Here is a 12,817-nt window from a genome sequence, read left to right on the forward strand (position 1 = left end):
GAATGAATAGCAATAGTCTTAAATAGGATAAAGGAATGCAAGAAAAGACATAATCACGTGACAAAAAGTATTGCCAGTTAAAGTAAAGGAGGCGATAATAGTTGGATAGAAAGCGTTCTCTGAGAAGATAAATCAATTGTCAATGTGAGGTGTAGAAATGGAAAGTACATATAAAACAAGACTTACGTCAGAACAGTTGAATGCCATAATAGAGCAGCATTTCTCTGCAAGTATACAGGACTACAAGGAAATGGTGGATGGCTGGGCCAATCATGCATATCTCATTACACTGAGTGACGCACAGCGAGTGGTACTCAAAATTGCACCGTCAGCTTCGACAAATCTGATGCGCTGTGAACAGGATCTCATGATTTCCGAAGTTGAGGCACTACGCCTCATTACGGAGCTACAGGATGTTCCCGTACCCCAAGTGTTGGCTTATGATGATTCGTTAACTATGGCTTCAGCGCGCTATTTTATCATGGAGTACATGTCTGGAGTGCCCTATAATCAGGTCAAGGATCAATATTCTGCGGAAGAGCAGGAGGCCATTGAACACCAGCTCGGTCGGTACAATCGTCGAATTAATGAAATCAAGGGTGAGCAGTTTGGATATTTCTCGGAGCAAAAACAGCGATATTCCACATGGAAAGATGCATTTATGAATCTGATGGATGACATTCTTACCGACGGGGAAGAAGCCGGGATTACATTTTCGATCGATTACCCTGAATTGAGACGCCTGATTGAAGAAAAATCGGATGTGCTGGACGATGTCAAAGAACCTGTGCTTATCAGTTGGGATCTGTGGGATGGCAATGTACTAGTGGACGCGGGTCGAATCACAGCGATTATTGATTTTGAACGTTCACTGTGGGCAGATCCTCTGATGGAGCATTATTTCAGTCATTTTAACTATACGCCTGGTTTTGTGAAAGGGTATGGGCATGCGATTACGACTGAAAGTGAGCTGAAAAGAAGAAGTCTCTATGACTTGTACTTTGACCTGGTGCTGCGTATTGAGTGCGCTTATCGTCAATATGATAATCAGGAACATGTGGATTGGACCATTCATAATCTGGAGGAAGGCATTGAGCGTTTTCGGTTATCCTGAACAGCAACGAGTATTATTGAACGGTACGAACCGTGTGACTTAAAAGGGTCATTATAACGTGTAATATTGACTTTGCGCTTGCTTTTTTATATAATGGTCCCGATATTGTATACATATTTCGATGATAAGGATCAGTAGTAATTCCTGTACATAACAGAGAGCCGGCGGTTGGTGCAAGCCGGTTGACAGTGATTTGCGAACTCGCCTTGGAGAAATGCGGTGATTACACCATTCTGTTTAACCTGCTTGTATAAAGCTTGGGTTCAGGAATGGAAATCCGCATCGGTTAACCGCCGTTACAGGTCCAAAGGGAGTGGATGACGAAGCACGTTCGTCCGCTAACTAGGGTGGTACCACGGGAATTCAACCTCTCGTCCCTAGCGCTGCAAACGCTACGGGATGCTGAGGTTTTTTTGTTGCAATTAAAGCTAAAGTGAATAACCTGAAGGAGGAACAATAGATGAGTGAGAATAACCAGCCGAAACACGGCTATCAGCCACAAGTCATGGAAAAAAGTTGGCAGCAATACTGGGATGCAAATAAAACGTTTAAAACGGGTGAGGACCCTGCTAAACCGAAATTTTATGCACTGGATATGTTCCCTTATCCATCCGGTTCAGGTCTGCACGTAGGTCACCCGGAAGGATATACGGCAACGGATATCGTTTCCCGTTACAAACGTATGCGCGGTTACAACGTATTGCACCCAATGGGTTGGGATGCTTTCGGTCTGCCTGCTGAGCAACATGCACTGGATACAGGTGAACATCCACGGGATATTACATTCCGTAATATTGACAATTTCCGTCGCCAGATCAAATCGCTTGGTTTCTCCTATGACTGGGATCGTGAGATCAGCACAACGGACCCTGAATACTATAAATGGACGCAATGGATCTTTATTCAGCTGTACAACAAAGGTCTGGCTTATGTGGATGAAGTTGCAGTTAACTGGTGTGAAGCCCTTGGAACGGTACTTGCTAATGAAGAGGTTATTGATGGCAAGAGTGAACGCGGAGGACATCCGGTTGTACGCAAACCGATGCGTCAATGGGTTCTGAGAATTACCGAGTATGCAGAGCGTCTGTTGGAAGACCTGGAAGAGTTGGATTGGTCTGAAAGCATCAAGGATATGCAGCGCAACTGGATCGGTAAATCGACAGGGGCGGAAGTTGTATTTGCCATTGAGGGTCGCGAGGAAGTTATCAAGGTGTTCACTACCCGTGCGGACACATTGTTCGGTGCGAGCTTTGCAGTACTGGCTCCGGAACATGAGTTGGTAGAAGCAATTACAACCGATGACCAACGTGAAGCTATTCAGGCTTATCAGGAGCAGGCTTCTCGTAAGAGTGATCTGGAACGTACAGATTTGGCCAAAGATAAAACAGGTGTATTCACTGGCGCTTATGCAATCAACCCTGTTAATGGTGCAAAACTGCCGATCTGGATTGCTGATTACGTTCTTGCAGGTTACGGTACAGGTGCGGTTATGGCAGTTCCGGGTCATGATGCACGCGACTGGGAATTTGCGAAGCAGTTCGGTCTGGATATCATCGAGGTTATTCAAGGTGGAGACGTTACACAAGAGGCATTTTCAGGTGATGGCGCGCATGTGAATTCCGATTTCTTGAACGGACTGAACAATGAAGAAGCGGTTGCCAAGATGATTGATTGGTTGGAAGAGAACGGTAAAGGACAAGGAAAAGTAACCTATCGTCTGCGCGATTGGCTGTTCAGCCGTCAGCGTTACTGGGGTGAGCCAATCCCGATTCTGCATCTGGAAGACGGAACGATGAAGACCGTACCTGAGGATCAACTTCCACTGCTACTGCCTGATATCGACCAGATCAAACCTTCGGGTACAGGAGAATCACCACTGGCGAATGTTACGGAGTGGGTGAATACGATAGATCCGGAAACGGGAATGAAGGCACGTCGCGAGACCAATACCATGCCACAATGGGCGGGTAGCTGCTGGTATTACCTGCGCTTTATCGATCCGCACAATGACAAGGAACTGATCTCCAAGGAGAAACAGCAGCAGTGGCTGCCAGTTGATCTGTACATTGGCGGAGCAGAGCACGCAGTACTTCACTTGCTGTACGCTCGTTTCTGGCACAAAGTGCTGTATGATCTGGGTGTTGTGGAGACTAAAGAGCCTTTCCACAAACTGGTGAACCAAGGTATGATCCTGGGTACCAATAATGAGAAAATGAGTAAATCACGTGGTAATGTCATTAATCCGGATGAAATCGTCAATGAATTCGGTGCAGATACATTGCGTCTGTACGAGATGTTCATGGGACCATTGGAAGCGACAAAACCGTGGAATGCAAACGGGGTTGAAGGCATGCACCGCTTCCTGTCACGTGTATGGCGTCTCTTCATTAACGAAGATACAGGAGCCATCAATGACAAGATTACGGTGGACGGTGGAACGGATGAGTTCAAACGGACTGCTCACAAAACGATCAAAAAGGTTACGGATGATCTGGAACATCTGCGCTTCAACACATCCATCAGCCAGCTGATGATTTTCATCAACGATGCATACAAAGCGGACACACTGCCTCGTGAAGCGATGGAGAAATTTGTGCAGCTGTTGTCACCACTGGCACCGCATATGGCAGAGGAACTGTGGAGCCGTTTGGGTCACGAAGGTGGGATCTCTTACGTGGCTTGGCCTGAATATGATGAGTCCATGACAGTGGATGCGGAAGTAGAAATCGTTGTTCAGGTAAATGGTAAAATTGTAACTCGTGCTACGATCGCGAAGGATCTGGATGCACAGGGTATGCAGGACTTTACGATGGAGCTGGCACCTGTTAAGCAGGCGCTGGAAGGCAAGACCATTCGCAAGGTCATTGCCGTTCCAGGCAAACTCGTTAATATTGTTGCCGGTTAATCTCACCGGCTCGGAATAGTTCATCCAGCTTTAACAAATCTTCATCATATTTGTCATGTGTCGTGTGGATCAGGCTGTCGAAAACGCCGTCAAGACTAACCTTCAGCAGTGCAAGTGCCTGAGCGGTAATACCGCCAGGTACAGCGACACGAGCCTGAAGCTCTTGCGGGGTGTATCCTCCTTCGGTGAGAAGCTTGCCTGTTCCCAGGAGCATTTCGCCAGCCAGAGCGCAGGCATCTGCCCTTTTAATGCCTGTCAGCTTCACTGCACTTTCGATCCACTGTTCCAAAAAGAACGATATGAATGCAGGTCCGCAGCTGGAGAAGTCGGATGTGATTCGTGTACAGGCTTCATCCACTTGGTACGGCCTGCCTATATGACTGAGCAGACTTTCCAACACAGCGCGGTCTTCACTGGTCATTCGTTCGCCATGTATGCAGAGGGATGCTCCACTCCCGACTTGGTGTGTGACACTGGGAATTACTTTGGAGACTTTGCAAGGAAGTGAAGATTCCAGATGTCGCAGCTGCACGGGACTGGTGATCGAGACAATTATATGATTGGGATTCACGACAGGCAGGATGTCGTCAATAACATGTTTGAATTCAAGCGGCTTCACGCACAGGAAGATGATATTACTTCGGATCACCGTTTCCCGATTGCTCTGGGATTCATGCAGACCGGGGTAACGGAGGGATAACTGACGTACTTTGGACGGGGTTCGATTGCTGGCCGCGATCTGCCGGGGCTCAAGTGCACCCGATTGGATCAGGGCATAGATTAGCAGGCTGCCCATGCTGCCGGTTCCGATAAATCCAACCTTCATTGTTTCAGGCCTCCTTTCATGCTTTACGGTACTGGCGCAGTTCATTCCCTCTATTCTATGCGTGAGGACCTGTTTCACATGACATGAAAAATGCACAACTTGTTTCATCAGGAAAGTTCAACGGTTCGGAAGCACCGCCCGTGTTCGAAATGAATGATTTTGAATTCAGGGAGAGGTGTGGAAGAATGAGATGGAACAAAGGGATGACTATTGCTGCTGCGGTGGTTGGAAGTATACTTATATTATGGTCGGGCAAAAGTGAACAACCACCTAGTGGCTGGGAACCCTTGCAGCTCGGCACCGAGAAGCCGACGATAGAGCAGGAACTCCCTGTTGTACAGTCGGCTACTTCGGTTCAGGGCAATACAGGAGCATCTTCGGGAGCGGATGCAAGTGGGATGCAGACTGGGAATGAGACAAAGGCAGAAGAGTCTAAAGAGCTTGCGAGCATTGGGGTTGAAGGTGAATCAGTTGTTCAAACTACAAGTGAGACGAATGATGATCCACCGGACACCTCAAATTCGATTGAACCAGTTACGCAAAGTACGAATTCGAATCCTTCGGTTACCTCCGAGACGGGCTCGAACAGTAATCCACCTGTAGTTCGTGAGGAAGCTAGCGACAATGGCAAGATTGATGTGAATACCGCTCCTGTCTCCAAGCTTATAGAGCTTCCCGGAATCGGAGAGAAGAAAGCTCAAGCTATTGTGGACTATCGGAATGCACATGGTCCTTTTGCAAAAGTCAGTGATCTGACAAAGGTCAAAGGGATCGGTATGAAGATGTTGGAGAAGATGGCACCGTATGTGCAGATCCGGTAATATTAGAATGAAAAATGTGTTGAGCGGGAGGAATGTAGCATGAGTACTGAGGTACGCAAGGACTGGGATACGTATTTTATGGACATCGCGTATATGGTTTCCACCCGTTCCCGCTGTTCGCGTCGTCATGTGGGTGCCGTTCTTGTTCAGGGAAAGAAACTGCTGGGAACAGCCTATAATGGTGCACCCACCGGCGTCCTGGATTGTTCTGAAGCAGGTTGCATGATATCGGAAGAGTATGAGTTGGTCGTGACCGATGGGCAAGAAGAAATGGTGAAAAAGCAAAGATGCATTCGCACAATTCATGCGGAGCAAAATTTGCTTTTATTCACAGATCGAATCGACCGCGAAGGCTCGTCCGTGTATGTGACCGACGAACCGTGCTGGACATGTGCCAATATGCTAGCGAATAGCGGGATTACAGAAATCGTGTTTCATCGTTCTTATCCTAAAGATACCGGCAAGGTTACAAATATGATGGAACAGAAGGGCATAACGTTCCGCAGGCTGGAGAATTACCAGCCCCCGCGGGAAACGATGATGACTGTGAGCAATTAATGTGAATATGGTCGAATATGTGAGGGAGAACCTCCGGCAAGCCTGAATTGGCTTTCCGGGGGTTTTTCTGCGTTCAACGGGTGAAATGAAGGAGGGGGAGAAATGAAAGGCAGACCGTTATTAAGTTTTACGATTTGTTGGTTGTGCGGGAGCGGGATAGCATGTGCGTTAACAGGCTGGGCGTTAATCTGGGGGTTAATTGGAGCTCTGGCATGTTTACCACTTTTACTTCGTTTTATGGATGTGCGTGGATGGTCTGTTTTATTTTTACTTGTTGCCTTTATTGGAGGTGTTGCACATTGGGAGTGGAATGACGCACGCAATCATAGTAGTCTGCCGGAGACCATGCATATCGCTACTCATGAGTTGGACGGATGGTCAGCTGAAATTCAGGGTGAGCTGGTGTCAGATGTACGTATTGATGGAGATCGGGCTGACTTTAAGATACAGATGTCTTCAATATTGCCAACATTGGATTCGTTAGCAGATACAGATCTGGCAACAGCATTATCTGCATTCAACATAGATGAACAATTGATGGTACAAGTCAGACTGTTGGAGGAAGAAGAACAACAGATAGCAGCGGGCTGGAAGAGGGGCGATTTGATTACGCTTAATGGTTCTTTTGTCCTTCCTGGTGAAGCTAGGAACTTTGGCGGATTTGATTATCGCAGTTACTTGCGTACCCTGCATATCCACTGGTTGTTCAAAGTGAAAGGAGCCAGTTCGGTAACAGCAGTTGCTCCTGAGGGACTTGGACAATATAACATACTAAGGTGGACGGATTGGACTAGGCATAAGTTGGGCTCGGCGGTTGAGCAGTTATTTCCAGAGCCTCATGCTGGATATATGAAGGGTCTTATTATCGGGATGGCTACTGATATCGATCCAGGTACCTATGGTCAGTTTTCACAACTCGGTCTAACGCATATCCTGGCAATCTCCGGAACCCATGTCGCTGTATATGTTGCTTCGTTGCTTCTCATTCTATCTTGGCTAAGGCTTACCAGAGAGACGGCACTCACGATTGTTCTGATCCTGGTGCCAGCTTATGTACTGTTATCCGGAGGTTCACCTTCAGTGATTCGGGCAGGAATTATGTCCATGATTGGGTTGTATATGGCACGTCGTGGTCTCGCCAGAGACGGTCTTCAGATGATCAGTGCAGCAGCGTTGCTGATGATGTGGTGGGACCCGTACTTTTTGCTAAGCGTGAGCTTCCAGTTATCCTTTCTCGTGACCGCAGGTTTGATGATCTACATGCCATTGATTAACCGGCTGTTCAGCGGCTGGCCGAAATCTCTGGCTGCAACGGCATCCGTTACAGTGACCGCTCAGTTGATTTCGTTCCCAGTAACCATTCTGTATTTCAATCAGTTCTCATTACTCTCATTTGTGGCCAACTTTCTGCTGGTTTCTTTGATTAGTGCCATTGTATTACCTCTGGGGACGGTCGCCATGTTACTGTCATTCATATGGGTTCCCTTGGCGAAACCCCTCGCATGGATAGCGATGCAACTGAATCAACTGACATTTATAAGCGTGGAGTGGATGAACAGCCTACCAGGTTTTGTGTTGATCTGGGCAACACCGCCCTTGTTATGGATTGCCGCCTATTATGCTGTGTTGTATGCCTTACTCTACCTGTTGCATCGTGGCAATGGTGAGCAGCAAGAAACAGCGTTTGTTGAGGAAGAGACGGCTCCTCTTGTGAGGCGACAACCTTCAGTTTCAATGGCGAATATGGGCATTCGCTCTTCGATGTCTACCGTGGTACAGGATCAAGGTAAGAACCGTGTAGATGTAAAAGAAACTTCATTAACGACATTAGGAGCCAGTATTGCCTGGCCGGAATATACAAGTGCATTTACTACACGAGGTGCAGGTTATTATTCAAATGAACAAATGAGTAAAGCTCAGCAATGGTTGTGCGGGTTGCTCGCAATCAGCTTTATTGCTGGATTATGGTGGGCATATCAGACTCCCAAGCCTGCTGGAACCGGCATCGTGCAGTTTTTGGATATTGGTCAGGGAGACAGTACATTGATTACAACCCCGGAAGGCAAACACATTCTGGTGGATAGCGGGGGAACAGTTAGTTTTGGGAACAACGAACAATCGTGGAAAACAAGACGTGATCCGTATGAGGTAGGTGCCAAGGTTGTTGTTCCTCTATTGAAAAAGAGAGGCATCCATCAACTGGACGCCGTAATTGTAACACATGCTGACCAGGATCATTTTGGAGGACTGCAGGCAGTTCTGGAACAGATTCCGGTTAAACGTTTCATATTTAATGGCACAACCAGTGGTAAAGAAAACTTTGATAAATTACTGGACACAGCCGTGGAACGTAAAATTCCTCTGTACGCCATTCAGCAGGGCATGTCCTATAAGGCTGATAAAGAGACAAGTTTACATTTTATAGCTCCGGATCTGGCACATATGGATGTAAATGCATCAGGCAATTTACCAGTGTCTGAACACCAGAATCACGATTCCGTTGTCTTTTTGCTGGAAATGGCGGGGGCTTCCATGTTGTTCACCGGAGATATGGATGCTGCGGCCGAGCAGGACCTGCTCTATATGATTCAGGATGGCTCATTGGCTGCCCAGTTTGAACAGAAAGGTGCAGATATTGGAGTTACAGAGGGAGTTGTACAAAGGATACTTACACGACCGTTGCAGGTTGATTCAAAAGATGCTTCAGCATCTGTCTCCATTGATGTTCTAAAGGTCGCTCATCATGGCAGTAAAACGTCGTCAACCGAAGCCTGGCTCCAATACTGGAGCGCCAAAACCGCTGTGATATCTGCAGGAGTTAACAATACATATGGGCATCCCAATCCGGGAGTGATGGAACGTTTAGAAGCTACCGGGTCAGATATTTATCGTACAGATCAGATGGGCGAGGTTCAGATGAGAGTGAAAGATGGGAAGATTGATGTTCGTTATAAGTTGGTTGGGATTGAGTGACGGCACGCAATCTATTTATCGGTGTGAAGATGAGTGAAGAAAACTCCGATTTAATACCAACTGGAAGGTTAAAAAGACAAGAGAACATACAACAATGTGGATAGTTTGAGCAGAAAAAGTATTGAAGTTACGTGTAAATATCGAGTAAATGATCCCACCTGTGAAGCCTAATAGACCATATGCTGCAATAGCAACGAACAATCTCATATATGTATTATCTTTTTTTCTGTATAAAAGTAATTCATCCACCAATATAGAAAGTGGCGTAATTAAGAAAAGTAAAATAGCGAGGTTAATCAAAAATCCAACCGCAAATTTATACCCGAATGAATAATAGTAAGTATTTTCTAATCTTTCATCTATAGGGACATAGTGATATATCCCCATTGCAAGTGAAATGAACACTGCAGTTAATACAGCTGCAAGTATTTTTCCGCGTGGCCTATTGATTCTATGGGTTTTTGTCATTCGAAAATTGACCTCCCTAAATAACTATATTCAATAAAAGATAGGCTAAGGCGTTACTATATTTTAACATACAGAGGTTGAGGAAAAGTGGGAATTAGAGAAAGAAAGTACTTAGTTGACCTATAAAAGAAAGAAGTCGTTTCGCTGCGAACGACTTTTTTCTTAATCTCATGGTGGTGACATATATTTTTTGGTAGTGGCAGGGTAGGAAATGAGGAAGGGGATGCCCATTTATTATTGCATTTGGACGGTTCAAGTTACTGAGTATCATTTGATAACTAACAAAATTCAAGAACTTATTGAAGCGGTCATAATTGAACACGTCGCAACTTTTGAAATGGATATTCCTTCTATTGAAATTCGCGGCCAGCGCGAAGCAAATTAATTCAATGCGCGTGGTTCCACCGGCACAGATCAGAAGGAGACGGATTAAAAATATGAAATATCGTTAATATAGAAAGCCTACAACGACAAAGGCGCTACAGACTACCAAATGACTTTTGGTTCCGAGTGATACATTGTTTTTTCGGAAAGAAACCTTCAAAAGTTTCAAATGAATTCGGTCATCGGTAGTAGACTGGTATTTGGCAAGCAAAGGAAGGGAAGATTATTTTTAAAAGGACGAGGTGCATTTAATAGAGGCGCCGAGGTTTACGTTGACCTGCTTGTGAGGGCTTTGAACGGTTTGCAGAAGTAAAAAAAATTTTCGGATGCGAAAACTTTTTGGGAACCCGTAAACGTCTTACTTCTTGTTACGACAAAAGATTTATATAGAAAAGGAATAATCGACCATGTTCAATAGAAAAACTGAAAAAATTCTTACACACTGTATTACCGAGCATAAAGAGAACGTATACCGACTTGCTTATAGCTATGTCAAAAATAAGGATGATGCCCTGGATATCGTACAAGACTCCATATACAAAGCGATGACGAATCTCGAACGTTTGAAAAACCCAGACGCGGTTAAAAGCTGGTTTTACCGGATTGTGGTGAATACCGCCCTGGATTTTCTGCGCAGAAACAAAAAGGTTCACTCGATGGATCATGAAATGATCGAAACCTACAGCCTCGGGGCAGAAGATACGTATACGGACATTGATTTGAAGCTAACGCTCGAATCCTTGCCGGATAAGTACAAGAGCGTCATTATACTGAGATATTTTGAAGACATGAAGATCGAAGAAGTTGCTGCTGTACTGGATGAGAATGTGAATACGATTAAAACAAGGCTGTATCAGGCGCATCAGCTATTGCGAATCACAATGAATGATGAAACAACCAAAGGAGAACGAGTAAGATGAACAATAACATGGAACAGCTGCGAAAAGAATATCAAGAAATACCCATTCCAGATGAATTGGATAGCATTGTAAACCAATCGATTCATAAATTCTCTAAGGAGGGAAGGAGGGGCCGCGGCTCAAAGTACAGATGGTTAGCCGTTTCCAGTGCGGCTGCGTTCATGTTCCTTGTTGCGATCAATGTGAGCCCTCCCGTAGCGAAAGCCTTGTCATCCATACCGGGTGTGGACCGGGTTATCCAGGTGCTCACGTTCAAGGAATACGTGGTTGACGAGTCTAATTACAATGCGAATATCAAAGTGCCTTCCATTACCGATATGGAGAATGAGCAGTTGCAAAGCGGGTTGAACGAGAAATATATGAAGGAGAACAAAGCGCTTTACGAAAAGTTCCAGGCGGAAATCAGCGAATTGAAGAAGCAAGGCGGAGGCCATCTGGGACTTGATGTCGGATATGAAGTAAAGACGGACAACGACGAGATTTTATCTATACAAAGATACGTGGTCGAGACCGCCGGTTCATCCTCGGAGGAGCTTCAGTTTGATACGATCGATAAGAAAAACCAAATCCTCATAACTCTGCCGATGCTGTTCAAGGACGATCGTTATGTACGGCTCATCAGCGACAACGTTAAAGAGCAGATGCAGGGGCAAATGAAAGCGGACCCTAATAAGATTTACTGGGCTCCGGGAGCTACCGACGTGCCGGTCACCAGTGAGTTCCAGAGCATCGCGAAGGATCAAGGCTTCTATATCAACAACGACGGCAAGCTGGTGATTGCTTTCAACGAATATGACGTTGCGCCAGGCTATATGGGTTCTGTGGAATTCGTCATTCCCACGGATGTGTTGAAAGACGTTCTGATTAATAACAAATACATTAAGTAATGGAAGAGACCGGTGATGGGGTACCCCGCGCCGGTTTTTTTTTGTTAGTACTTTGGTCGAAGAGACATTGTTCTGTTTTTGATTTTCCAAAACTTTCTGAACCATCTCATGCGTCTAGCCAATGAGTGTGCGTGATTAGACACTCATACAAAGAGATGGAGGATGAAAGCTATGAAAAAGAAAACGATAAAATACATGAAGATGGGGGCCATGGGCTGTGTAGCCATGCTCGGCGTCGGCGCAGCGAGCTTATCTGCATATGCGCTGGCCTCGGCACCTGTTTCAGCGAACGTAACTGTCAGCTCTAAGGTACAAGCAACCGTCCCTTCGGCTACAGGTGTAAAAATCGTGGAGAAGGTACTGAGCACAACAAGCAAGAACCTTATTGTGAACATCAAGGTACCGCAGCTGGACGGCATGCTGGACACCAGATACCAGAATGAACTGAATGGCATCCTTTTATCCCGTGCGCAAAAGGATCTTGCTCAGTGGGAGAAGGATGCCGCAAAAACGGCCAAAAAGGCAAAAGTAAATCACCAGAAGTTCCACCCCTATGAATTTTACGTCAGCTATAAGCTAAAGTCGGACGGAACTGGAAACCCGGCAGGAGTAGTTTCGCTTGAAGTAATCACGGAAGGTTACAGGGGCGGAACAAGCATGCCCCGGATCGATACCTACAACTTGAAAAATGCCTCTGCGGCTCAGCGCGTGACACTGGAGGATCTCCTCGGATCTAACTATAAAGAAAAGCTTGATGCAGATATTCTTGCGCAAATGAGAAAGGATCCCGATCAATACTTCCTGGAAGAATTCAAAGGGACGTTCACGGAACAGTCGTTTTATATTGAAAAAGGCGAACTGGTTATCGTCTTCCCAAAATACAGTATCGCGCCGGGATATGTGGGTTCACCGGAGTTCCGTTTCAATTTGAAGAATGCCAGCCTCTGAGGCAAAGCCGAAT

At 45.9% G+C, this 12,817-nt stretch carries 10 protein-coding genes and 1 other annotated feature; of the genes, 8 read left to right on the forward strand and 2 right to left on the reverse strand.

Annotation, left to right across the window (positions count from 1 at the left end):
• The first annotated feature begins 157 nt into the window (after positions 1-157).
• Complete coding sequence (locus MHI01_RS27715) at positions 158-1,114, forward strand: phosphotransferase family protein (protein ID WP_315370657.1); 957 nt, start codon at positions 158-160, stop codon at positions 1,112-1,114.
• Positions 1,115-1,226: 112 nt separating this feature from the next.
• Positions 1,227-1,496 (forward strand) — a binding site (T-box leader).
• Positions 1,497-1,574: 78 nt separating this feature from the next.
• A complete protein-coding gene (gene leuS, locus MHI01_RS27720; RefSeq protein WP_315370656.1) occupies positions 1,575-4,019 on the forward strand; it encodes a leucine--tRNA ligase in 2,445 nt (814 codons plus the stop codon).
• Here the strand turns inward: leuS and comER are convergent.
• On the reverse strand, positions 4,000-4,845 hold the full coding sequence (gene comER, locus MHI01_RS27725; protein ID WP_036615122.1) for a late competence protein ComER: 846 nt from the start codon (positions 4,843-4,845) through the stop codon (positions 4,000-4,002). The two genes, leuS and comER, sit on opposite strands and share 20 nt — an antisense overlap.
• Before the next feature lie 185 nt (positions 4,846-5,030).
• On the opposite strand from comER, the gene MHI01_RS27730 reads away from it, so the two are divergent.
• The 3 genes from MHI01_RS27730 (at position 5,031) to MHI01_RS27740 (ending at position 9,197) form a co-directional block, all read left to right on the forward strand.
• Positions 5,031-5,666 (forward strand): ComEA family DNA-binding protein, encoded by a 636-nt coding sequence (locus tag MHI01_RS27730; protein ID WP_315370655.1) that lies wholly within the window; start codon positions 5,031-5,033, stop codon positions 5,664-5,666.
• A 39-nt stretch (positions 5,667-5,705) separates the two neighbouring features.
• On the forward strand, positions 5,706-6,224 hold the full coding sequence (locus tag MHI01_RS27735; RefSeq protein WP_076318848.1) for a deoxycytidylate deaminase: 519 nt from the start codon (positions 5,706-5,708) through the stop codon (positions 6,222-6,224).
• A gap of 102 nt (positions 6,225-6,326) precedes the next feature.
• Positions 6,327-9,197, forward strand: coding sequence for a ComEC/Rec2 family competence protein (locus tag MHI01_RS27740; protein ID WP_340984603.1), 2,871 nt, complete (start codon positions 6,327-6,329; stop codon positions 9,195-9,197).
• Between the two features lie 15 nt (positions 9,198-9,212).
• Here MHI01_RS27740 and MHI01_RS27745 read toward each other — a convergent pair whose 3' ends face one another.
• Positions 9,213-9,665 carry a hypothetical protein gene (locus MHI01_RS27745; RefSeq protein ID WP_340984604.1) on the reverse strand — a complete coding sequence of 151 codons (453 nt, stop codon included), beginning with the start codon at positions 9,663-9,665 and terminating at the stop codon, positions 9,213-9,215.
• Between the two features lie 791 nt (positions 9,666-10,456).
• Here MHI01_RS27745 and MHI01_RS27750 point away from each other — a divergent pair.
• From MHI01_RS27750 to MHI01_RS27760, 3 genes are all read left to right on the forward strand, one after another.
• Positions 10,457-10,969 carry an RNA polymerase sigma factor gene (locus MHI01_RS27750; protein ID WP_036668553.1) on the forward strand — a complete coding sequence of 171 codons (513 nt, stop codon included), beginning with the start codon at positions 10,457-10,459 and terminating at the stop codon, positions 10,967-10,969.
• Positions 10,966-11,856 (forward strand): DUF3298 and DUF4163 domain-containing protein, encoded by an 891-nt coding sequence (locus MHI01_RS27755; protein ID WP_036668554.1) that lies wholly within the window; start codon positions 10,966-10,968, stop codon positions 11,854-11,856. The genes MHI01_RS27750 and MHI01_RS27755 overlap by 4 nt, the downstream gene beginning before the upstream one ends.
• Positions 11,857-12,027: 171 nt before the next feature.
• Positions 12,028-12,804: a DUF3298 and DUF4163 domain-containing protein gene (locus MHI01_RS27760; protein ID WP_051447377.1), complete on the forward strand. Its 777-nt coding sequence runs from the start codon at positions 12,028-12,030 to the stop codon at positions 12,802-12,804.
• The last annotated feature ends 13 nt before the right edge of the window (positions 12,805-12,817 follow it).

Source organism: Paenibacillus sp. FSL M7-0656 (assembly GCF_038003225.1).
Classification (GTDB): Bacteria; Bacillota; Bacilli; order Paenibacillales; family Paenibacillaceae; genus Paenibacillus; species Paenibacillus amylolyticus.